The organism is Pseudomonas sp. A2, assembly GCF_023100865.1.
Taxonomy (GTDB): domain Bacteria; phylum Pseudomonadota; class Gammaproteobacteria; order Pseudomonadales; family Pseudomonadaceae; genus Aquipseudomonas; species Aquipseudomonas asiatica.
Genome location: NZ_CP039127.1, coordinates 2,193,835 through 2,216,490 on the forward strand (window position 1 = coordinate 2,193,835; position 22,656 = coordinate 2,216,490).

Sequence of the window (22,656 nt, forward strand, 5' to 3'; positions counted from 1 at the left end):
CAGGGACCTGCCATGACCCGCGAACCACACGCCCCACAGCCCGCCTCTGCGTCTTCCAGCCACTTGCACGACGGTTTTATCGGTGACCGGTTGCCTGCCTGGCTCAAACAGGCCACGCAAAGCCAGATACGCACCTTGCGCGAAAGCCTGGAAGCCCATCATGCCACCCAGGCCCGGTTGCGCGGGATCACCCTGGCGCTGCCGTCACCACAGCAGTTCGCCGAACGGCAATTCGCCGGTTTATTGCGCGAGCCGCTGCCGGGCGACGTAGCGTTCTGGCAGTTGGAGTGGCTGGAGGTTTCCCATCGTTTCTCGTCCACGCTCGGCGCTGAGCCGCCATTTCCTACGTACGGGCAACGGCGTGAAAACGGCTTGCTCCGCCTGATGCGCAACTTTGCCGCCAGCAACGATTTCTACCTGGGAACCGGGTTGGTCGCGCCTGGGCAGGAACGGGTACTTTCCCGAGGCAGCGATGAACTGGTCGAGGCTTGCCGCAAACTCGATGCCGGGCGCTTGTATCAGCAGGAGCTGGACCGGACATTCGATGCCACGGCTAAGCGCGTCCTGTGTGAAGACAAGCGCTCCGGGCTGCGCCTGGCCGTGCAGGTTGCCGCTCTGAAAGGCGAGGTCACCGAACCGGTCAGGGAGGCATTGCATGCCCTGGTGGATAAACCCGCAGATCGGCGATCCGCCAGCCTCACGGGCCACCCGGGCCTGCTCGAAGCCCTCGGTTGCCCAGTGGCGGATGGTGTGTGGATTCAACTTCGAGACACGCATGGGCAAACGCAGGGCGGCGTGCTCTACCTGCCCAGCGACCCGGTAAAGGCGCTGCGACACTTCGACAGCCATGCCTCGATCAACCGCGCGCTGGTGGCCGAGCTGCGTCATGAACCCTATCGCCAGGCGTTCAGCCAGTTGATCGGCCTGGATCAGCGTGCCAGGTTCATGCACAAGCTGCAGGCCCGCCTGGCGGATGACCAGCCGGACCTGGAGCTCGATGGCAGCGTGCCACAGCATGACATTTTCCAGGCGCTGGCTGCGCAGCAGACAAACCGGGTGAAGCTGGATGGCCGCCTGTTGCTGGTGCCGACTGCCGACGCCGATGAAGCCGCGTCGCGCGAACGGCATGAGGCGTGGAAGGCCGCCGGCCTTGATGTGCTCAATCTCGCGGGCCTGTTCATTCCGGTGGTGGGTGGCTTGCTGCTTGGGCAACTGGTGGCCCAGACCCTCTCGGAGGTTTTCGAGGGCGTGCAGGACTGGTCGCGAGGCCATCAGCACGAGGCGCTGGAGCACATGCTGGGCGTTGCCGAGATACTGGCGGGCACCGCCGCGACGGTGGACGGCGTCACCTTCGTGCGCAGCGCGTTCGTCGCGGCGCTGGAGCCGGTAAGGCTCGCCAATGGGGCGGGGCGCTTGTGGGCCGGTGACTTGGCGGTCTTTGCCTCGACACCTGGAACGGTCACCTTGGGCGCGGACGGTGCCTATGCCGATGGAGGGCGCCGCTGGATAAAGGCCGACGGAGTCTTCTACGAGGTTCACCGGCCTGACCCCGATGGTCCCTGGCGTCTGCGCCATCCCGGTCGCGAAGAGGCGTATGGCCCGGTCGTACTGCACAATGGCGAACGTGGCTGGCGCCTGATGCACGATGAGCCGCAGCGCTGGCGCGACCCTGCGAAGATGCTCGACACCCTTTGGCCGCGCAATCAACCTTTCGATAGCCAGCAGGCGCAGCAGATCTTGCGCATGGCCGGCATCGATGAGGACGAGCTGCGCGGCCTGCTGGTGGAAAACCGGCGAACGCCTGCCACCTTGCGGGAAACCCTCAGGGCATTCGATGCCGATGCTCGGATCGACACATTCTTTCGCGATCTGGAGCGCGACACTGTCTCCGATCAGGATTTGCAGCTGCTGGCATGGTGCGAGGCCCGACCGGGCAGTAAAAAAGGGCGTGCCGCAGTGCTTGCGGACCGACCAAGGTCAAGCGACCTGCTGTTCGCTCGGCTGACACGCCTGCCAGAATCGGCGGAGCCTTTGCTCAAGCCGCTGATGGCGCTGGGGTTGCCTGAACCCTATGCGCGCGATCTGGCCGATGGGGCAAGTCACGAGGCCCGTCAGCAGTTCGTCAACAGTGGGCAGCTGTCGCACAGGTTGGCCATCCAGGCCAGGTCATTGTGCTCGGTGGCGAAGGTGAGCAGGGCGATGGCAGGGCTTTATCTGCCGAGCGCGTATAGCGATGAAACGGGAATGCTGGTGTTGGCATTGCTGAATGTCGAGGCCATGGATGCGTTCAGCCTGGCATTGAGAAAAGCTGTTTCCGATGCCGTGGAGCTGAAGCGCATCGGTTCGGTTGCTGACGTGGTCGACCAGCGGGTGCTGGTGCGTGAGCAAGGGGTTTTTGCCCTGTACGACGGGCGAGGCCGAAAACTCGCGATGCAGCCACCTGCGTCCTCGGACGTTTTCCAGGCCGTGCTGGCCGCGCTCAAGTCGCGCAACCTGCTGGGGCGGTTGGGCCTGGCCGAGAACGCCAATGCCGAGCGCCTGCGCGAAAAACTCATGGCGCACCTGGGTACCCACGGGGAAATCGCGCGCATGCTGGGCTGGGCGCCGACGGAACGCTGGTTCAACCCCGGGCAGCGTCTTGCCGATGGCCGCGTCGGCTACCTGCTCAGCGGGCGCGCGGCGCTGCCCACCACGCCCAGGGAACAACTGCGTGCAGGCCTCAGGCGATTCTTCCCTGGGCTGGGCGATTCGCTGGAAACGCAAGTTGATCGCTGGCTGCTACAGAATGTGCCGGTCGCCGATGCGCTCATGGCGCTGCAGGATGATTACGAGCAGTTGAACCGCGCGCTCAATCGCTGGGTGTCCGCTGCGCTGGGTGACACATCGCGGGCGCGGCGTCAGTTGTTCGCCGAACGAATGCTGCGTGCCTGGCAGGCGCTTGGCGACCAAGTGGAGGTCGACAGTGACGGCAAGCGCCAGGGGTTGCGCCTGGTCCTGAATGACTTGCCAACCGATTCGTTGCCGGTCATGCCTGCACCTATCGATTTCTATCACGTAACCACCCTGGTACTGAGCGAGACGACCATCGGGGTGGTGAACGAGGAGTTTCTGCGGGCATTCACCTACCTGCAGGAGCTGGACCTGAGCCACAACCAGCTGTTGCGCTGCCCGCGCGGGCTTGGCTACCTGACCAACCTGCGCCGGTTGCGCCTGGGGCATAACCGCATTCGCCTGGATGCCCATGCCATCGAAGCACTGAACGGGTTGCCGCTGCTCAGCCACCTCGACCTGAGCTACAACAGCCCACTGGGGGTATACGAAATGCGCTTCCATCACCTGCCTCATCTGATCGAGCTGAATTTGCGCCGCTGCGGGCTCAGCGAGTGGCCCAGAGGGCTCGAGCTGTGTGGCTTCCTGCAACGAGCCGACCTGCGAGACAATTTCCTGCGGGGTGTGCCTGACGGCGTGCTGGCCATGCCGCTGGAGTTTCGCCAGCGCATCCTGGTCGATGGCAACCGCCTGAGCATGGCCGATTACGGCAAGCTCTATGCCTTGGAGCCGCTGCTGGAGGACCCGGAGGAAGAGATCGGCCGAGCCTGGTGGGTCGGTTCCGACTCCGCCAGCCACGGGCGTGGTGAGCTTTGGGACCGGCTGAGCACCCGCGACGAAAATGCCCGCCTGTTCGATCTGCTGGAGCTTCTGCAAGGCCTGGCGGACTACAGCTGGCCCAAGGCTTATCTGTTGCGCATGGGCTGGCAGTGCCTGTCGATGATGGAGACAGACGCCGAATTCGCTCGCCAGGTGCAACTGGCGGCAGCCGGTGCGGTAAAGGATGACAACGGTGCCATCGAACTGTTCAGCCGACTGTTGCGTCTGCATGCCGAGCGCGACGCGGCAGGCGATGGTGCTCAGACCCATGGTCCGAGGTTGCTGGCGTTGGGGCGCGCCTTGCACCGCCTGGACCGCCTTGACGAGTATGTCGAAGCCGAGCGGCAAAACCTCGAAGGCTTCGCTGAGCCTGCAGTACTGGCGACGTTGGCGATGCGCTACAGGGTGCGCTTGCGCACCAGGCTCAGGTTGCCGTTCCAGCCTGCCAGAATGCGCATCAGGGCGGCAGCCGTCGGGTTGAGCGAGCATCGGCTGCAGGCGGCAGAGGCAGCCGTGGGAAGGGCGGACGTTCTCGATGATGTAGTGGCCGACCTGTGCACGCGCGCGTTCTGGCAGCGCTTTGTGCAACAGCACTTTGCGCAGCCGTTCAACGACCTGGAGCAACTCGCCGGTGAGCAGCGGGCGGCACTGGCGGTACGGCGCGATGAACTGGGGGAGGCACAGTATCTGAACCAGGCACAGGCACTGGATGCGCAGCTGCAGGCCGATCGGCTGGCGTTGCAACAGCAGCTGACCCGGCACTACGTGATCAGCCTGGAGCGCGCACCGGGCTGATGGCCACCGGCCAAACCGGTCATCCAGTTTGACAACTTAGGCCATTGCCGCGACGCCAACGCGGCGCGAACATCGTCGGACCGATGGTTCAACTCCAAAAACAAGAAACCAGGAGTCCGACGATGCGCGATTACACCGAGGCCGCTCGTGCGTTCGACCATGGCCAGGCCGCTGCGGCGGCGCTGCATGGCAACCTCGAAGCCCTCAATGCCTGTGTCGAATGTTGCGATCGCCATGCCGGTGAGGGCAAGACCGCACTGGTTTGGGAAGACCGCGAGGGCAACAGCGAGCGGTTGAGCTTCGATCAGTTGCAAACACTGGCGGCCCGTTTCGCCAATGTGCTCCAAGCGCAAGGCGTTGGTGCGGGTGACCGGGTCGCCGGGCTGATGCCGCGCACCCCCCAACTGCTGGTCACCATCCTCGCCACCTGGCGCCTCGGGGCGGTGTACCAGCCACTGTTCACCGCGTTCGGCCCCAAGGCCATCGAACATCGTCTGGAGCAGTCCCACGCCCGCGTGGTCGTTACCGACAGCCACAACCGCGCCAAGCTGGACGATGTGCACGCCTGCCCGACCATCATCACCGTCAATGCCCGCAGTGGCGAGCTGGACTTCCAGCAGTGCCTGGACAATGCCGCAGACAAATGCGAGCCGGTCATGCGCTCGGGCAACGACCCGTTCCTGCTGATGTTCACCTCCGGCACCACCGGCCCGGCCAAACCGCTGGAAGTGCCGCTGCGTGCCATCGTCGCGTTCCAGGGCTACATGCGCGATGCCATCGACCTGCGCCCCGAGGACAACTTCTGGAACCTGGCCGACCCGGGCTGGGCCTATGGCCTGTATTACGCGGTCACCGGCCCGCTGTCGCTGGGCCATGCCACCACCTTCTACGATGGCCCGTTCAGTGTTGAAAGCTGCGCACGGGTGATCGACAAGCTGGGCATCACCAACCTGGCCGGCTCGCCCACCGCGTACCGCCTGCTGATTGCCGCCGGGGATGACTTCTCGGCACCGATCAAGGGCCGCCTGCGGGTGGTCAGCAGTGCCGGCGAACCGCTCAACCCGGAAGTGATTCGCTGGTTTGCCGACGAACTGGGCGTGACCATCCACGACCACTACGGGCAGACCGAGCTGGGCATGGTGCTGTGCAACCACCATGGCCTGCAGCACCCGGTACACCTCGGCTCGGCCGGCTTTGCCATCCCCGGCCACCGCATCGTGGTGCTGGACGAGCAGGGCAACGAACTGCCCGCCGGCCAGCCGGGCATCCTCGCGGTCGACCGCGAGCAGTCGCCGCTGTGCTGGTTCGCGGGCTATCACGGCCTGCCGACCAAAGCCTTCGTCGGCAAGTACTACCTCAGCGGCGACACCGTCGAACTGAACCAGGACGGCAGCATCAGCTTCGTCGGCCGCAGCGACGATGTGATCACCACCTCCGGCTACCGGGTCGGCCCGTTCGACGTGGAGAGTGCACTGATCGAGCACCCGGCGGTGATCGAAGCGGCGGTGATCGGCAAACCGGACCCGGAGCGCACCGAGCTGATCAAGGCCTTCGTGGTATTAGCCAGCGGTTACCAGGGCAGCGCCGAGCTTGAAGAGGCTTTGCGCCAGCACGTGCGCCAGCGCCTGTACGCCCATGCCTACCCAAGGGAAATCGAATTCGTCAGCGAGCTGCCCAAGACCCCGAGCGGCAAGCTGCAACGCTTCATCCTGCGCAACCAGGAAGTCGCCAAACAACAAGCGCAACAGGCCACCCCTGCCAGCGCCTGAAAGGAAACCGATCATGCAAATAGCCAACAAACACTTCATCGTCAGCGGCGCCGCCTCCGGGCTGGGTGCTGCCACCGCGCAGATGCTGGTCGAGGCCGGCGCCAAGGTCATGCTGGTCGACCTCAATGCCCAGGCCGTCGAAGCCAAGGCCCGCGAACTCGGCGAAAACGCCCGTTTCGCGGTGGCCGACATCAGCGACGAGCAGGCCGCCCAGGCGGCGGTCGATGCGGCCGTCAGCGCCTTTGGCAGCCTGCACGGGCTGGTCAACTGCGCCGGCATCGTCGGTGCCGAGAAAGTGCTGGGCAAACAGGGCCCGCATGGCCTGGCCAGCTTTGCCAAGGTCATCAACGTCAACCTCATCGGCAGCTTCAACCTGCTGCGCCTGGCCGCCGCGGCCATGGCCGAAGGGGCGGCCGATGAGGGTGGCGAGCGCGGGGTGATCATCAACACCGCCTCCATCGCCGCCTATGACGGCCAGATCGGCCAGGCGGCCTACGCTGCTTCCAAGGGCGCCATCGCCAGCCTGACCCTGCCGACCGCCCGCGAACTGGCGCGCTTCGGCATCCGTGTGATGACCATCGCCCCGGGCATCTTCGAAACGCCGATGATGGCCGGCATGACCGAGGAAGTACGCGCCTCGCTGGCCGCCGGCGTGCCATTCCCTCCGCGCCTGGGTCGCCCGCAGGAATATGCCGCGCTGGCCCGCCACATCATCGAGAACAGCATGCTCAACGGTGAGGTTATCCGCCTCGACGGCGCACTGCGCATGGCTGCCAAGTAAGGAGAGCGAACATGACCCTCGCCAATGACCCGATCGTTATCGTCAGCGCCGTGCGCACGCCCATGGGCGGCCTGCAGGGCGACCTCAAGAGCCTGACCGCGCCGCAGCTGGGCAGCGCCGCCATCCGTGGTGCCGTGGAGCGTGCCGGCATCGATGCTGCCAGTGTCGAGCAGGTGCTGTTCGGCTGCGTACTGCCGGCTGGCCAGGGCCAGGCACCGGCGCGCCAGGCCGCGCTGGGCGCCGGGCTGGACAAGCACACCACCTGCACCACCTTGAACAAGATGTGCGGTTCGGGCATGCAGGCGGCGATCATGGCCCATGACCTGCTGCTGGCCGGTACCGCCGATGTGGTGGTGGCCGGTGGCATGGAAAGCATGACCAACGCACCGTATTTGCTGGACAAGGCCCGTGGCGGCTACCGCATGGGCCACGGCAGAATCATCGACCACATGTTCATGGACGGCCTGGAAGACGCCTACGACAAGGGCCGCCTGATGGGCACCTTTGCCGAAGACTGCGCCCAGGCCGATGCCTTCAGCCGCGAAGCCCAGGACCAGTTCGCCATCGCCTCGCTGACCCGCGCCCAGGACGCTATCAAGAGTGGTCGCTTTGCTGCCGAGATCGTGCCGGTCGAGGTTACCGAGGGCAAGGAGAAGCGCGTCATCAAGGACGACGAACAACCGCCCAAGGCGCGCCTGGACAAGATCCCGCAGCTCAAGCCGGCCTTCCGCGAAGGCGGCACGGTGACCGCCGCCAACTCCAGCTCGATTTCCGACGGTGCTGCGGCGCTGGTGCTGATGCGCCGCTCCGAAGCCGACAAGCGCGGCCTCAAGCCGCTGGCGGTGATCCACGGCCACGCCGCCTTTGCCGACACCCCGGCACTGTTCCCGACCGCGCCGATCGGTGCCATCGACAAGCTGATGAAACGCACCGGCTGGAACCTGGCCGAGGTCGACCTGTTCGAGATCAACGAGGCCTTCGCCGTGGTCACCCTGGCGGCCATGAAGCACCTCGACCTGCCGCACGACAAGGTCAATATCCATGGCGGCGCCTGCGCCCTCGGCCACCCGATCGGCGCTTCCGGCGCGCGCATCCTGGTGACCCTGCTGTCGGCCCTGCGCCAGAACAACCTGCGCCGTGGCGTGGCGGCCATCTGCATTGGCGGTGGCGAGGCCACGGCCATGGCTGTCGAATGCCTGTACTGAGGTGAACCATGCTGGTAACTGACGAGCAACAACAGATCGCCGACGCGGTACGCGCCTTTGCCCAGGAGCGCCTGAAGCCGTTTGCCGAGCAATGGGACAAGGAACACCGCTTCCCCAAGGAGGCCATCGACGAGATGGCCGAGCTGGGCCTGTTCGGCATGCTGGTGCCGGAGCAGTGGGGCGGCAGCGACACCGGCTACGTGGCCTATGCCATGGCCCTGGAGGAAATCGCCGCCGGTGACGGCGCCTGCTCGACCATCATGAGCGTGCACAACTCGGTGGGCTGTGTGCCGATCCTGCGTTTTGGCAGCGAGCAGCAGAAAGAACAGTTCCTCACCCCGTTGGCCAGCGGTGCGATGCTCGGCGCCTTCGCCCTGACCGAACCGCAGGCAGGCTCCGACGCCAGCAGCCTGAAGACCCGTGCGCGTCTGGATGGCGACCACTACGTGCTCAATGGCAGCAAGCAGTTCATCACCTCCGGGCAGAACGCCGGGGTGGTGATCGTGTTTGCCGTGACCGACCCGGACGCCGGCAAACGCGGGATCAGTGCTTTCATCGTGCCCACCGATTCGCCGGGCTACCAGGTGGCGCGGGTTGAGGACAAGCTCGGCCAGCACGCCTCCGACACCTGCCAGATCGTTTTCGACAATGTGCGCGTGCCGGTGGCCAACCGCCTGGGCGCCGAAGGCGAGGGCTACAAGATCGCCCTGGCCAACCTCGAAGGCGGCCGCATCGGCATCGCCTCGCAGGCGGTGGGCATGGCCCGCGCGGCGTTCGAAGTGGCGCGTGACTACGCCAACGAGCGGCAGAGCTTCGGCAAGGCGCTGATCGAGCACCAGGCGGTGGCCTTCCGCCTGGCCGACATGGCGACGAAGATTGCCGTGGCCCGGCAGATGGTGCTGCACGCTGCCGCGCTGCGCGATGCCGGGCGCCCGGCGCTGGTGGAAGCGTCGATGGCCAAGCTGTTTGCCTCGGAAATGGCCGAAAAGGTCTGTTCGGATGCCTTGCAGACCCTGGGCGGTTATGGCTATCTGAGCGACTTCTCGCTGGAGCGGATTTACCGCGACGTTCGGGTTTGCCAGATCTACGAAGGCACCAGCGACATTCAGCGCATGGTCATTGCGCGCAATCTTTGAAGGAGCAGACTGCATGGCATTCGAAACTATCCTGTTGGATATCCACGGCAAGGTCGGCCTGATTACCCTCAACCGCCCGCAGGCGCTGAATGCGCTGAACGCACAGATCGTCGGCGAGATCAACCAGGCCCTGGACCAGCTCGAGCGCGATCCGAACATCGGCTGCGTGGTGCTGACCGGTTCCGCCAAGGCCTTTGCCGCTGGTGCCGACATCAAGGAAATGGCCGAGCTGCAATACCCGCAAATCTACGTTGACGACCTGTTCAGCGATTCCGACCGCATTGCCAACCGGCGCAAGCCGATCATTGCCGCGGTGTCCGGTTTTGCCCTGGGCGGTGGCTGCGAGCTGGCGATGATGTGTGACTTCATCCTGGCGGCGGACAATGCCAAGTTTGGCCAGCCGGAAATCAACCTTGGCGTGCTGCCGGGCATGGGCGGCACCCAGCGCCTGACCCGCGCGGTGGGCAAGGCCAAGGCCATGGAACTTTGCCTGACCGGTCGCCTGATGGGGGCTGAGGAAGCGGAGCGTGCCGGGTTGGTGGCGCGTATCGTGCCGCAGGCTGAGCTGGTGGAAGAGGCGCTGAAGGTGGCCGCGACCATTGCCAGCAAGTCGATTCCGGTGAGCATGATGGTCAAGGAGAGCGTCAACCGTGCGTTCGAAGTGACCCTCAGCGAAGGTGTGCGCTTCGAGCGGCGGGTGTTCCATGCGGCGTTTGCTACCGAAGACCAGAAAGAGGGGATGGCTGCGTTCATTGCCAAGCGCGAGGCGCAGTTCAAGGATCGTTGATTGGAATCGGCATTGCCGTTGCTTTTGCTTTTGCTTTTGCTTTGCTTCTAAGCGCACGGTAGCTCAGGCGCCGCCGATTGCGACTTCAGGAGGCCGAGCGAAGGGACTGCGGAGGGAGGTGACGGGCATGGATGCCCGTCAAGCGCTGAGGCCCCATGGATGGGGCCTGCAGCGCGTACTCCCGGGAGCAGGCCCGTAGCGAGGGGACCCCGGAGCGAAGCGTAGGGGCCGGATGATGGGAGCCAGCGTTTTTTGGTTACTTTTTGTCGCGTTTGACAAAAAGTGACCCGCCGTAAGGGCGGAAAGGTGATTAAGCGCCACCTTCGAAAATGAATGTTGACCTTGTTGTTGATGCCCACGCTTGAAAGCGAAGAGCGAAGAGCGAAGAGCGAAGAGCGAAGAGCGAAGAGCGAAGAGCGAAGAGCGAAGAGCGGAAACGTACTGGTCTTGATCTCGCGCATAGTCCATTTACGATGGCGACGCTTACTCACCTTTTCGCCCTTACGGCGAGTCACTTTTTGTCAAACGCGACAAAAAGTAACCAAAAAACGCTGCGCTCCCATCATCCGGCCCCTCCGCTACGCTACGGGGTTCCCTCGCTCCGGTCTTGCTCCCGGGAGGACGCGCTGCAGGCCCCATCCATGGGGCCTCAGCGCTTGACGGGCATCCATGCCCGTCACCTCCCTCCGCAAAACCTCTGCTCGGCCTCCTGAAGTCGCGAAGATCAAGATCAAGATCAAGATCAAGATCAAGATCAAGATCAAGATCAAGATCAAGATCAAGAGCCAGAGCCAGAGCCAGAGCCAGAGCCAGAGCCAGAGCAGAGGGCGCCGACTGGCGGAATGTGGGCACCGGAAGCAAATTCGCACCCAATTGCAGTTGCTCCACGCGACGTGGCGCCTTAGACTGCCGCCCCCTGTAAAAGAGTGCCGGTTGGCGCTTGAAGAATTCTGCTGCCGATGCCGAGGCGTCGGCGGCACCCGAATCGCCCAAATGCACATTTTTTCATAGAGAAATCGATGACCAAGGAACAGTTGCTGGCCATGTCGGCCGATGACTACATGAACGCTGACCAGCTGGCTTTCTTCGCTGGCCTGCTGCAGGCGATGAAAGTCGAAACCCATGAACGCATCGAGCTGAGCCGTGCCACCATCGAAGGCCTGGACACCCCGTCGGACCCTGCCGACGTGGCTTCGGTCGAAGAAGAGCGTAGCTGGCTGGTGAATGCCATCGACCGCGACCAGCGCCTGCTGCCGCAGCTGGAAATGGCCCTGGACCGTATTGCCGACGAAAGCTTCGGCTGGTGTGATGACAGCGGTGAACCAATCGGCCTGAAGCGTCTGCTGATCAGCCCGACCACCAAGTACTGCATCGAAGCCCAGGAGCGCCACGAGCAGCTCGACCGCCACCAGCGCCAGGTGTAACCCCGCGCGGTGTGCCAAGCCCCACGGAGCGATCCCTGGGGCTTTTTGCGTTTCTTGTCGGCGGCGGTTTTGTTGCCCTGCACGTAACACTGCTGTACCGGGATGCGCTGTTTCAGCGCCGTAAGCAGGCGTATCATCACTTTATCGTTAGGGTGCTAATTAAATTCCGGAGGGAATGATGAATAGCCGGGTCGATGTAGCCGTGATGATTGGTTCTGGTGTGCCAGCCTCGATGCGGGCGCTGGGTAAACGTATCTGCTGGGTGGTGCTGGTCAATGGCGAACGCCGTGGTACCGCATTTGCCACCCGTGAAGAGGCCTTGGAGTGCCAGGCGGCCTGGCAGCAGTTGAAGAAGGGCCTGGCTGCCTGAGCGCCGTGAGTGCTGCCGGCAAGCGAAGGGGTGTTGTTCAGGGCGTTCGCTTGTAAGAAATGTACTTTGCCTCTCGACGAATTTCGGTGTTTTCGTGCATATTCTTTCCCCAGTAATGCGCTGATGGATTGCAGGGCCCGTTCTTACGTGCGCTCTGGCATTGCCTGTCGCATTTTTTCTGGCGGTTTTGCTGTCAGACATTGCGCTTCCCGAATCGGGAATATGCCGAAAGCCTGTATTTGAGGCCAGATCTGGCAAGCCAGGGTAAAGATTCCCGCACGCTGCATCGCCAGCGGGCGCAGACATTTCGCATATCGCTTTATTACTCTTTTCGCCTATCGATAAGAAATGGCCGTGCCTCACCGAGCTTTGGGTGAGGGCGGGTTGTAACCGGTTGAGGATTACTTCATTGGCAGTCAGCACTCTTGATACCCATGCGTTGTTCGCCTTGGGCGACTTGCGCGGTAAATTGGCCCAGCTGTTCCAGGGCCGCTTTGTCTATGTTACGGAACAGAGTCCCGAAGGCCTGTACATGGCCGAAATCGACACCGAAAGCGCATTGGTCGTCGATGACAAGCAGCGTTTGGAACTGAAGGTCGGCGACCACTTTCGCGCCGCCGTGCTGCCCAGCCGCGAAGGCGGCAAACTGGAAATGCGCTTTCGCGAAATCAAGTTGAACGTATATGGCGTGGGCGACTATGCCTTCGTGTCGGTGCCTGAAGGCGAGGGCATCGTATTCCGTGAAGGCCACGGTGTGATGCTGGTATTCGCCGCACAGCAACAAGTGCAGGAAGGCCTGGGCAAGTTGCTCAAGGCGGTGACCGGCAAGGTTGCCAAATGGCGCAAGGGTGAGCTGACCACCTTCAAGGCCAGTGAATGACCCACAGTGACGACGCGCCTGCCACGCGTGCCGAGTTCCATCGGCAGCACCAGGCGGATGCCGTGGCCGAGGCCGAGCGTTTGCTGGCCAGGCGCGAAGAACTGCAAGGCGCCTGGTTGAACTGGGTGGCAGGGGAATTGTATCGCCTCGGCCCGCCGCCTTATGCGGCCATGGTCCGGCGCGAGTTGCAGCGCCTGGCCCAAGGGTGAGGCGGCGACCTGTCAGTTGCCTCGATCGCGGCCGCTGCTGACTTCCTCAGGGACCGGCTCTTTCGCCATGCGCTTGCGGAACAGCGCCGCCCGGGCCAGCAACAGTGTGGTCACCGGCACGGTGATCGACAGCAGGATCGGAATCAGCCAGGCGTGCAGCACCGGGGCTTCCTTGAGCCAGGAAAAGTAGATGATCGAAGCCAGTGCCACGCACCAGGCACCAATGGTCGAAGCCAGTGCCGGCGGGTGCATGCGCTGGAAGTAGTCCTTCAGCCGCAACAGGCCCACGGCACCGATCAGGGCGAACAGGCTGCCGGTCAGCAGCAGCGCGGCAGTGACCAGCTCCAGCCAGAAGGGGAGTTGCAGGGTTTCAGTCATTCGATCACCTCACCGCGCAGCAGGAACTTGGCCAGGGCAAACGAGCCAACGAAACCGAACAGCGCAATCAGCAGGGCACCTTCGAAGTAGGTGTCACTGGCATAACGGATTCCCAGCACCAGCATGGTCAGCATCGCCAGGATGTACAGGTAGTCCAGCGCCAGCACCCGGTCCTGGGCGGACGGGCCGCGGAACAGCCGGATAAGTGCCAGGGCCATGGCCAGGGCGAAGATGAACAGGCTGGCGAGGACAGCATTGGCGAGCAGGCCTGTCATTGGAAAATCTCCATCAGCGGGCGTTCGTAGGTGTCCTTGAAGTGCTGGATGAAGGCCGCCTCATCGTCCAGGTCGAACACATGCAGCAGCAACACGCTGCGGTCCAGCGCCAGCTCGGACCAGACCGTGCCGGGCACTACCGTGGTAATCATCGATAACGCCGCCAGGCCATGTGGGTCGTGCAGGGCCAGCGGGATGTGCACGAAGGCCGAACGCGGCGGCTGCTTGCCGGCGCGCAGCACGCCACGGGCAACCAGCAGATTGGACATGATCACATCGATGCCGACCCGGCCAATCAGCCGGGCGATGGCCAGCGGCCGTCGCACATGGGCATGCTGCGGGCGCAGCGGTGCCATCAGCAGCGGCGCAAGCACGCCGAGCGCGGCAGCCAGCAGCAGGTTGCCGGGGCTGACTGATAGGTTCAGCAACAGCCACAGGCCGAACAGCGAAACCGATAACAGCGGTGCCGGGAACAGTCGATTCATGGCTGCACCTGTACGTCGAGCGAGGTGGGGCCAGGAATCGGCCGGGCGGCCATCACGGCTTGGATATAGGTGTCGGGGGCCTGCAGGCTGGCGGCGGTGTCCTGGGTGTAGCGCAGCAGCGGCTCGGCCCTGAAGCTGAGGATGAAGCACAGGCCGAGCAGGATGACGATGGGCAAGCATTCATAGCGGCGCAGCACCGGCGATGGGCGCTCTTCAGGCTTCCAGAAGCGCTGGATGCCGACGCGGCCGAAGGCGATCAGCGAGGCCATGCCAGACAGGACCAGCAACGCCACCAGGCCCCAACCCGCCATGCCCAGCGGCTGCTCGGCAGGCACGCCCAGCCCTTGCGGGTTGAACAGCGCGCTGATCAGGTTGAGCTTGCCGACAAAGCCCGACAGCGGCGGCATGCCGATGATCAACAGGGCGCAGGCGATGAAGCTGAGGCCGAGGAAGGCCATGGTCCACGGGATGATCTGGCCGATCACCACCTTCTGTTCATCGTCGAGGTTGATGCCCTTGGGCGGGTGCAGTGATTCCAGTGGTGGCGGCATGGCGTCTTCTTCGTCGTCCAGCGGTGCTTCGTTGGCCGAGCGCGAACGTTCGACCAGTTCGGCGAGCAGGAATAGCGCGCACAGCGCCAGGGTCGAATTGACCAGATAGAACAACGCCGCGCCGGTCAGCGCCGATTGCGCAAAACCGACGGCGCCGAGCAGGGTGCCGGCTGAAACCAGGATGCTGAGGGCGGCCATGCGCTCCAGGCGCTGCGCGGCCATGATCGACACTGCCGCCACCGCCAGGGTGACCAGGCCACCGTACACCAGCCATTCACCACCGAAGTGCGCCGAGGCCCCGGCCTGCCCCGAGAACAGCAGAGTCCACAGGCGCAGCACGGCATACAGGCCGACCTTGGTCATGATGGCGAACAGCGCTGCCACCGGCGCGCTGGCCGAGGCATAGGCCGGTACCAGCCAGAAGTTCAGCGGCCAGATGCCGGCCTTGACCAGGAAGGCCATGGCCAGGATCGCCGCGCCAGCGTGCAGCAGGCCACGGTCGGCCTCCGGCACCAACGGAATCTTCAGCGCCAGGTCGGCCATGTTCAGGGTGCCGGTCACGCCATACAGCATCGCTGCGCCGATCAGGAACAGCGACGAGGCGAACAGGTTGATGGCAATGTAGTGCAGGCCGGCACGCACCCGGGCGCGGCCCGAGCCATGCAGCAGCAGGCCATAGGAAGCGGCCAGCAGCACCTCGAAGAACACGAACAGGTTGAACAGGTCGGCGGTGAGGAAGGCGCCGTACAGGCCCATCAGCTGGATCTGGAACAGTGCGTGGAAGCTGGCCCCGGCACCGTCCCAGCGAGCGCGGGCAAACAGCAGGGCACTGAAACCGATGATGCCGGTGAGGGTCAGCAGCAGGGCCGACAGGTGGTCTACCACCAGCACGATGCCGAACGGTGCCGGCCAGTTGCCCGGCAGGTAGACACCGATCGATTCCGCCTGGCCCTGGGTGCGCACCCACAGCAGCAGGCTGACCGCGATGGCCAGGCCGGCAAAGGTCGACAGCAGGTTCAGCCAGGCCTTTGTTTGCCGGTGTTTCTCGCCCAGCAGCAACATCAATGCCGCGGTAACCAAGGGCAGCAGGATGGGCGCGATGATCAATTGGCTCATGCCACTCATTCGTCACGCTCCCGGCCATCCACGTGGTCGGTACCGGTCAGGCCGCGCGAGGCCAGCAACACCACCAGGAACAGCGCGGTCATGGCGAAGCTGATGACGATGGCGGTGAGCACCAGGGCCTGCGGCAGCGGGTCGGTGTAGTGCAGCAGGTCCTGGGGCACGCCGTCCTTGATGATCGGTTCCTTGCCGATGAACAGGCTGCCCATGCTGAAGATGAACAGGTTGACCCCGTACGACAGCAGGCAGAGGCCCATGATCACCTGGTAGGTTCGCGGGCGCAGGATAAGCCACACTCCCGAAGCGGCCAGCACGCCGATGGCAACTGCAATCACTTCTTCCATCAGGCGGCTCCTGCTTGGCTGGTTTTCGCCGGGTTACCCGGGCGGTAGGCGCGCACCGACTGGTGCGCCAGGGCGGTAAGGATCAGCAGGGTCGAGCCGACCACCACAGTGAACACCCCGACATCGAAGAACAGCGCGCTGGCCACGTGCACATCGCCGAGCAACGGCAGGTGCAGGTGGGCGGTATGGGTGGTGAGGAACGGGTAGCCCAGCAGCATGGCGCCCGCGCCGGTCAGGGTTGCGCACAGCAGCCCGGTGCCCATCCAGCGCAGCGGGCGCAGGCTCATCTGCGCCTCGACCCACTGGGTGCCGGCCACCATGTACTGCAGAATGAACGCCACCGACATCACCAGGCCCGCAACAAAGCCGCCACCGGGCTGGTTGTGGCCACGCATGAACAGGTACATCGACACCAGCAGGGCGATCGGCAGCAGCAGGCGCACCAGCACCGCGGGCACCATCATGAAGCCCAGGGCGGTGTCGGTGGCATGCCGTGGGTTGATCAGGTCGGTGACCACGTCGGGTGCCAGCTGACGCTGTTGCGCCGGCAGTTGCATGCTTTCCTTGGGCGGGCGGAAGCGCCGCAGCAGGGCGAACACGGTCAGCGCCACAGCCACCAGTACGGTGATTTCACCGAGGGTATCGAAGCCACGGAAGTCGACCAGCATGACATTGACGACGTTGGTGCCACCGCCCTGGGGGAGTGCCCGGCTCAGGTAGAACGAGGAAATGTCGTTCGGCGTCGGCCGGGTCAGCATGGCGTAGGACAGCACGGCCATACCGCCACCTACCAGCACCGCCAGCAGCAGGTCGCGCAGGCGACGCATGCGCGCACGCTCCTGGCTGCCCGGCAGCGGCGATACGCCTTCGATCCGCCGCGGCAGCCAGCGCAGGCCGAGCAGGATCAGCACGGTGGTGACCACTTCCACTACCAGCTGTGTCAGGGCCAGATCGGGCGCGGAGAACCAGACGAAGGTGATGCAGGTCATCAGGCCGCAGACGCTGACCATGATCAACGCCGCCAAACGGTGATACTTGGCCTGGTAGGCAGCGCCGATGGCGCAGGCGATGGCGATCAGCCACAGCGCGACAAACACGCCCGAACCTGGAATCTTCGGCCGGTCGCCCCAGCTGAGACCACTGTAGAGCATGGGGGTGAGGCCGGCGAGGAAGGCGGCGAGCACCAGCATGAACAGCTGCGATTGCAGGCGGCGGCTGGTGAGCAGGCGCTCGATGCGCCGCGCCAGCAGCATTAGCTGCACCTGGCCGTGTTCGAACAGGCGCTTGCCATTGAAGCGTTCGATCACCGGTGGGTAGGGGAAGCGGCCAAGGCGCAGCTGCTTGCGCAGCAGCAGGTAAAGCACGATACCGCCGCTCATGGCCACCAGGCTCATGATCAGCGGCGCGTTCCAGCCATGCCAGATGGCCAGGCTGTATTCCGGTAGGGTGCCGCCCACCACAGGCAGGGCGGCGGCGGCCAGCAGCGGGCCGACCGACTGGGCAGGGAAGATGCCCACCACCAGGCAGGTAAGCACCAGCAATTCGACCGGCGCACGCATCCAGCGTGGCGGTTCGTGTGGGGTGTGCGGGAGGTCCTGCGCAGTGGGGCCGAAGAACACATCGACGGTGAAGCGCAGGGCATAGGCCACGCTGAAGGTGCCGGCCAGGGTGGCGACCACCGGCAACGTGGCCTCGACCCAGGCAGTGGAGCTGATGAACACCGTTTCGGCGAAGAACATTTCCTTGGACAGGAAACCGTTCATCAACGGCACGCCGGCCATCGAGGCGCTGGCCACCATGGCCAGGGTGGCGGTGTATGGCACCAGGCGTATCAGCCCGCTGAGGCGGCGGATGTCACGGGTACCGCTTTCGTGGTCGATAATGCCGGCGGCCATGAACAACGAGGCCTTGAAGGTGGCGTGGTTGAGAATGTGGAACACCGCCGCGACCGCGGCCAGCGGGCTGTTCAGGCCCAGCAGCAGGGTAATCAGGCCCAGGTGGCTGATGGTCGAGTACGCCAGCAGGCCCTTGAGGTCGTTCTGGAACATGGCGGCGAAGGCGCCGAGCAGCAGGGTGAGGGCGCCGGCACCGCCGACGATCCAGAACCACTCTTCGCTGCCCGACAGCACCGGCCACAGGCGCGCCAGCAGGAACACCCCGGCCTTGACCATGGTCGCCGAGTGCAGATAAGCCGATACCGGGGTGGGCGCTGCCATGGCATGGGGCAGCCAGAACTGGAAGGGGAACTGTGCGCTCTTGCTCAGGGCGCCGATAAGGATCAGCGGCAGCAGCACCGGGTACAGCGCATGCTGGCGAATGGTGTTGCCGGCAGCCAGGACCTTGTCCAGATCGTAGCTGCCGACCACATGGCCGAGCAGCAGTGCACCCACCAGCAGGCACAAGCCGCCCGCGCCCGTGACCATCAGCGCCATGTAGGCGCCGCGGCGGGCGTCGGCACGGTGGTGCCAGTAGCCAATCAGCAGGAACGAGAACAGGCTGGTGAGTTCCCAGAAGAACACTAGCTGGATCAGGTTGCCGGAGATCACCAGGCCGAGCATGGCGCCCATGAAGGCGAGGAAGAAGGCGAAGAAGCGCGGCACCGGGTCTTGTGGCGACATGTAATAGCGGGCGTACAGCGACACCAGCGTACCGATGCCCAGCACCAGCAGCGAGAACAGCCAGGCGAAGCCGTCCATGCGCAGCACCAGGTTCAACCCCAGGCTGGGCAGCCAGAGGAACTCTTCGCGAATCACGCCACCGTGGGCAACCTGAGGGTACAGCAGTGCTACCTGGACAGTGCCGACCAGGGCCACGAGCCCGGCGAGAATGGACTCCGCGTTACGTGCGTTGTGCGGCAGCACGGCTGCCAGGCAACTGCCCACGAACGGCAGAAGCAATAGCACTATCAATGACATAGCGTTCTATTCTGGAGAAGTTTGCAAAGAATCATACGTGCCGAGGGGTTGATCACCAACACGCAAGCTGTCGCAGAATCCTACAAACAGGCTGTGACAAGCTGTTTTTTTATAACAGATTCTTACAAAGCATAGCCGCAGTTGGCGGCTTTACAGGCCAGCCTGGCGTTCACCTTCATCCGTCACTTCCCGCGCTTCGGCCACCTCGCGCGGGCGGCGCACCTTGAGTTCGCTGACCACCACCGCGATCACGATCAGCAGGCCGCCGAGCAGTGCCACGCCCGGCAGGCGCTCACCGGCGATGCGCCCGACGATCCCGGCCCATACTGGTTCGCCGGCATAGATGAGGGTGGCGCGGGTGGGCGAGACCGACTTCTGCGCCCAGTTCATGGCTACCTGGATCACCGCGCTCATGGCGCCCAGGCCCACGGCACTGGTCAGCAGCAGCCAGGAAAAATCGGGTATGCGCTCCTGCGTCGGCACGATCATCAGGAACGCCAGCAGCGAGGCGGTCGCCAGCTGTACCACGGTGACCCGGCGCACATCGACCTGCCCGGCGTAGCGGCTGATCAGGATGATTTCGCCGGCAATGGCCACGGCGCTGACCAGGGTTACCAGCTCGCCTTCGCTGAAGTGCAGGCTGCCACCCTCCGGGCCGGCCAGCAGCATCAGGCCGATGAACGCCAGGCCGATACCGATGCTGGGCATAAGGCCGGGGCGCCGGCCCAGCACCAGCCATTGCAGCAGCGGCACGAACGGCACGTACAGCGCGGTGATGAACGCCGACTGGCTGCTACTGATGGTTTGCAGGCCCATGGTCTGCAGGCCGTAGCCGAGCATGATCGACACGCCGATCAGCATGCCGGCCTTCAGTTCGGTGAAGGTCAGCCCTGGCAGCGCCCGCGCCGAGACCACCCCGACGAACAGCGCGGCTGCAGCGAAGCGCAGGCCGACGAAGAACATCGGGCCGCTGACGCTCATCACGTTGTGCACCAGCAGGAAGGTGCCGCCCCACAGCATGGTGATGAACACCAGCACCAATTCGGCCTTGCTCAGGCGAAAGGCAATGGCAGGGGTCGGTTTGCTGCTGGGCTGGCTCATGGTCTTGCGCACTCGGAAGGGGCGGCGCACAATCGCCGCAAAGTGGGCAGTATACTGCGCAATACCGACCAGTGAGCAATATAGTGCACAAAGATTCCTCGCACCGGGCATCGGTGCTGCAACATGTCAGCCTCAATGTACGCAGCCTGCGCAACGCCGCGGGTATGAGCCAGACGGCGTTGGCGGAGCGTTCCGGGGTCAGCCGGCGCATGCTGGTGGCGATTGAGGCGGGCGAGAAGAATGTCAGCCTGACTACGCTTGACCTGATTGCCGAGGCCTTGGGCGTGGCTTTCAGTACTCTGATCCAGGCACCTGACCAGCGCGACCCCGGGCGTATCGAAGAGTTGGCCTGGGCCGGCGAGCACCCGCAGAGCCGGGCGGTGCTGTTGGGCAGCAGCGCGGCGCGGCGCGAGGTGGAACTATGGGAATGGACCCTGGCACCGGGCGAGTGCTATTCCAGCGAGGCTGATGCCGAAGGCTGGAGCGAGCAGATCTATGTGGCGCAAGGGCAACTGACGCTGATTATCGAAGGGGTCGAGCATCGCCTGCAGGTCGGACAGTTCCATGTGTTTCCCAGTAACTGCCGGTATGCCTATCGCAACGATGGGGCGGTGGCGGTGCGGTTTGTGCGCAATGTGGTGATTTGATCGAGAGGTGTTGCTGCCTCCAGGGCCTCATCGCCGGCAAGCCAGCTCCCACAGGTTCGCCACTGGCTCTGAGCCTGAAGGTGGACCTGTGGGAGCCGGCTTGCCGGCGATGAGGCCCGTATGGGCAACCCAAGGTTCGCGGTCAGTCTCCTATCAACTCATCGGTCCTGACCACCTTGGCATAGGCAAACGCCAATGCTGCCATCACCGAATCATGCACCTGCGCCGCCGGCACCCGCTTGCCATCGAACTCCAGTGGCAGCGTGGCACAGGCGTCGTGCGCCACGGTCACTTCGTAACCCAGGTCGGCCGCGGCCCGGGTGGCGGCGTCGATGCACATGTGGCTCATGCTGCCGACGATGGTCAGGGCCTCGACGCCATGCCGGTCCAGCGTGTGCTCAAGGTCGGTACCGAGGAAGGCGTTGACCTTGTGCTTGAGCACCACCGGCTCACCGGCTTGAGGCTCGACCTTGGCATGGATCGCCGCACCCTGCGAGCCTGGCGCGAAGAACGGCGCATCGGCGCTTTCGAACTCATGCCGCACATGTACCACCAAGTCGCCCCGTTGACGCGCCGCCGCCAACAGGCGGGCAGCATTGTCGGCCGCCTGGTCGGCACCATCGAGGGTCCATTTACCGCCCGGGAAGTAGTCGTTCTGGATGTCGATGATGATCAGCGCCTGCTTGCTCATGCTGCCTCCTGTGGCAGTAGTCGTTGGATGTCGTTAGTTATAGGCTGTGTGCACTGACCTGAGGATTGGCGCGAACGACACTATGCAGGCAAAAACTGACAACCCCGCCAGCCTGGACATCGGCCTGCTGCTGTACCCCGGCGCGCAGCGTGCTGCCGTGCATGGGCTGGCCGACCTGTTCCTGGTGGCCAACCGGGTGGTTGCCGAACTGGGGGCCGTCGAGTTGCCATCGGTGCGTATCAGCTTTTGGCAGGCAGACGAGGCGGGGCAGTTGCAGCCTGCCCCTGAGAGCCCGCCTGCCGCCGCGGTCGATCTGCGGGTGCTGATCATTCCGCCAAGCCTGGAGTCGGCACCGCAGGGTGAGCTGCTTGAGCGCCATCGAGCGTCGTTGTGCCAGTTGCACGGGCACGGCACGGTGCTGGCATCGGTGTGCATCGGGGTGTTCTTCATCGCCGCCAGTGGTCTGCTCGACGGGCGCCCGGCCTGTACACACTGGAACTACGTGCATTCGCTTGCCCAGCGTTTTCCCAAGGTACGGGTCGAGGCCCAGCAGCCGTTGCTGGACGATGGCGACATCGTCACCTCGGCCGGGCTGATGGCCTGGACCGACCTGGGCTTGCGCTTGCTGGAGCGCTTCATGGGCGCGACGGTGGCGCGGGAAACTGCCCGCTACCTGGCGGTCGACCCGGTCGCGGCGCCACTGCCCGGTGCAGTGTTCAACCCACGCCTGGACCATGGTGATGAAGCAGTGCTGAAAGTGCAGCACTGGTTGCAGGGCAACGGTGGGCAGGATGCCGACCTGGCCAGCATGGCCGCATGCGCGGGGCTGGAGGAACGCACTTTCCTGCGGCGTTTTCGTGCTGCCACGGGGCTACGGCCGACCGAGTACTGCCAGCAGGTGAGGGTGGGGCGTGCGTGCCGCTTGCTGGAGTTCACCCGGCGCAATGTCGAGCAGATCGCCTGGGGCGTCGGTTACCAGGACCCGGGTGCGTTTCGCAAGGTGTTTCAGCGCATCACCGGCCTGACCCCGAGTGATTATCGGCGGCGCTTCGCGGTATTGGGTTAGGGCGCGGGGGCGTTGCCGGTGCGGAAAACCGCTTGACCTTGACATAACTTGAGGTTTTACCCTGCTCTGCATCGCGC

At 64.3% G+C, this 22,656-nt stretch carries 21 protein-coding genes; 13 read left to right on the plus strand and 8 right to left on the minus strand.

What is annotated here, in order from left to right; all coding sequences use genetic code 11:
- Positions 1 to 12 precede the first annotated feature (12 nt).
- From E5221_RS10250 to E5221_RS10300, 11 genes are all read left to right on the plus strand, one after another.
- On the plus strand, positions 13 to 4,443 hold the full coding sequence (locus E5221_RS10250) for a DUF6543 domain-containing protein (protein WP_247847304.1): 4,431 nt from the start codon (positions 13 to 15) through the stop codon (positions 4,441 to 4,443).
- A 122-nt stretch (positions 4,444 to 4,565) separates the two neighbouring features.
- Positions 4,566 to 6,212: an acyl-CoA synthetase gene (locus E5221_RS10255; RefSeq protein ID WP_247847306.1), complete on the plus strand. Its 1,647-nt coding sequence runs from the start codon at positions 4,566 to 4,568 to the stop codon at positions 6,210 to 6,212.
- 13 nt (positions 6,213 to 6,225) lie between these two features.
- Entirely contained in the window at positions 6,226 to 6,993 is a 768-nt protein-coding gene (locus tag E5221_RS10260) for an SDR family NAD(P)-dependent oxidoreductase (protein ID WP_013971831.1), read from the plus strand.
- 11 nt (positions 6,994 to 7,004) lie between these two features.
- A complete protein-coding gene (locus E5221_RS10265; RefSeq protein WP_247847309.1) occupies positions 7,005 to 8,198 on the plus strand; it encodes an acetyl-CoA C-acyltransferase in 1,194 nt (397 codons plus the stop codon).
- A gap of 8 nt (positions 8,199 to 8,206) precedes the next feature.
- A complete protein-coding gene (locus E5221_RS10270; protein ID WP_247847311.1) occupies positions 8,207 to 9,334 on the plus strand; it encodes an acyl-CoA dehydrogenase in 1,128 nt (375 codons plus the stop codon).
- Positions 9,335 to 9,347: 13 nt separating this feature from the next.
- Positions 9,348 to 10,121, plus strand: a complete 774-nt coding sequence (locus tag E5221_RS10275; RefSeq protein ID WP_023662690.1) for an enoyl-CoA hydratase — start codon at positions 9,348 to 9,350, stop codon at positions 10,119 to 10,121.
- A 669-nt stretch (positions 10,122 to 10,790) separates the two neighbouring features.
- The gene (locus E5221_RS10280) at positions 10,791 to 11,132 is read left to right on the plus strand and encodes a hypothetical protein (RefSeq protein ID WP_247847313.1); all 342 of its coding nucleotides are present in this window, start codon (positions 10,791 to 10,793) and stop codon (positions 11,130 to 11,132) included.
- 8 nt (positions 11,133 to 11,140) lie between these two features.
- Positions 11,141 to 11,545: a TraR/DksA C4-type zinc finger protein gene (locus tag E5221_RS10285; protein WP_003259022.1), complete on the plus strand. Its 405-nt coding sequence runs from the start codon at positions 11,141 to 11,143 to the stop codon at positions 11,543 to 11,545.
- Between the two features lie 178 nt (positions 11,546 to 11,723).
- Entirely contained in the window at positions 11,724 to 11,915 is a 192-nt protein-coding gene (locus tag E5221_RS10290) for a hypothetical protein (RefSeq protein WP_015269656.1), read from the plus strand.
- A 409-nt stretch (positions 11,916 to 12,324) separates the two neighbouring features.
- Positions 12,325 to 12,795, plus strand: coding sequence for a hypothetical protein (locus E5221_RS10295; protein ID WP_003259020.1), 471 nt, complete (start codon positions 12,325 to 12,327; stop codon positions 12,793 to 12,795).
- A complete protein-coding gene (locus E5221_RS10300; protein WP_003259019.1) occupies positions 12,792 to 13,004 on the plus strand; it encodes a hypothetical protein in 213 nt (70 codons plus the stop codon). The genes E5221_RS10295 and E5221_RS10300 overlap by 4 nt, the downstream gene beginning before the upstream one ends.
- Positions 13,005 to 13,016: 12 nt before the next feature.
- On the opposite strand, the gene E5221_RS10305 is transcribed toward E5221_RS10300, so the two are convergent.
- From E5221_RS10305 to E5221_RS10335, 7 genes are all read right to left on the minus strand, one after another.
- Positions 13,017 to 13,382, minus strand: a complete 366-nt coding sequence (locus E5221_RS10305; RefSeq protein WP_003259017.1) for a Na+/H+ antiporter subunit G — start codon at positions 13,380 to 13,382, stop codon at positions 13,017 to 13,019.
- On the minus strand, positions 13,379 to 13,657 hold the full coding sequence (locus tag E5221_RS10310) for a K+/H+ antiporter subunit F (protein ID WP_003259015.1): 279 nt from the start codon (positions 13,655 to 13,657) through the stop codon (positions 13,379 to 13,381). The genes E5221_RS10305 and E5221_RS10310 overlap by 4 nt, the downstream gene beginning before the upstream one ends.
- Positions 13,654 to 14,142, minus strand: a complete 489-nt coding sequence (locus E5221_RS10315; protein WP_003259013.1) for a Na+/H+ antiporter subunit E — start codon at positions 14,140 to 14,142, stop codon at positions 13,654 to 13,656. The genes E5221_RS10310 and E5221_RS10315 overlap by 4 nt, the downstream gene beginning before the upstream one ends.
- Entirely contained in the window at positions 14,139 to 15,818 is a 1,680-nt protein-coding gene (locus E5221_RS10320) for a monovalent cation/H+ antiporter subunit D (RefSeq protein ID WP_061551522.1), read from the minus strand. The genes E5221_RS10315 and E5221_RS10320 overlap by 4 nt, the downstream gene beginning before the upstream one ends.
- Positions 15,815 to 16,159: a Na+/H+ antiporter subunit C gene (locus E5221_RS10325; RefSeq protein ID WP_013971840.1), complete on the minus strand. Its 345-nt coding sequence runs from the start codon at positions 16,157 to 16,159 to the stop codon at positions 15,815 to 15,817. The genes E5221_RS10320 and E5221_RS10325 overlap by 4 nt, the downstream gene beginning before the upstream one ends.
- Complete coding sequence (locus E5221_RS10330; protein WP_061551523.1) at positions 16,159 to 19,074, minus strand: monovalent cation/H+ antiporter subunit A; 2,916 nt, start codon at positions 19,072 to 19,074, stop codon at positions 16,159 to 16,161. Before E5221_RS10330 ends, E5221_RS10325 begins: the two co-directional genes overlap by 1 nt.
- 150 nt (positions 19,075 to 19,224) lie before the next feature.
- Positions 19,225 to 20,175 carry a DMT family transporter gene (locus E5221_RS10335; protein ID WP_039615305.1) on the minus strand — a complete coding sequence of 317 codons (951 nt, stop codon included), beginning with the start codon at positions 20,173 to 20,175 and terminating at the stop codon, positions 19,225 to 19,227.
- A gap of 83 nt (positions 20,176 to 20,258) precedes the next feature.
- Between E5221_RS10335 and E5221_RS10340 the strand changes: the two genes are divergently transcribed.
- A complete protein-coding gene (locus E5221_RS10340) occupies positions 20,259 to 20,822 on the plus strand; it encodes an XRE family transcriptional regulator (protein ID WP_247847315.1) in 564 nt (187 codons plus the stop codon).
- A gap of 142 nt (positions 20,823 to 20,964) precedes the next feature.
- Here E5221_RS10340 and E5221_RS10345 read toward each other — a convergent pair whose 3' ends face one another.
- The gene (locus E5221_RS10345) at positions 20,965 to 21,513 is read right to left on the minus strand and encodes a cysteine hydrolase family protein (RefSeq protein ID WP_061551526.1); all 549 of its coding nucleotides are present in this window, start codon (positions 21,511 to 21,513) and stop codon (positions 20,965 to 20,967) included.
- 82 nt (positions 21,514 to 21,595) lie between these two features.
- Between E5221_RS10345 and E5221_RS10350 the strand changes: the two genes are divergently transcribed.
- A complete protein-coding gene (locus E5221_RS10350) occupies positions 21,596 to 22,579 on the plus strand; it encodes a helix-turn-helix domain-containing protein (protein WP_247847317.1) in 984 nt (327 codons plus the stop codon).
- The last annotated feature ends 77 nt before the right edge of the window (positions 22,580 to 22,656 follow it).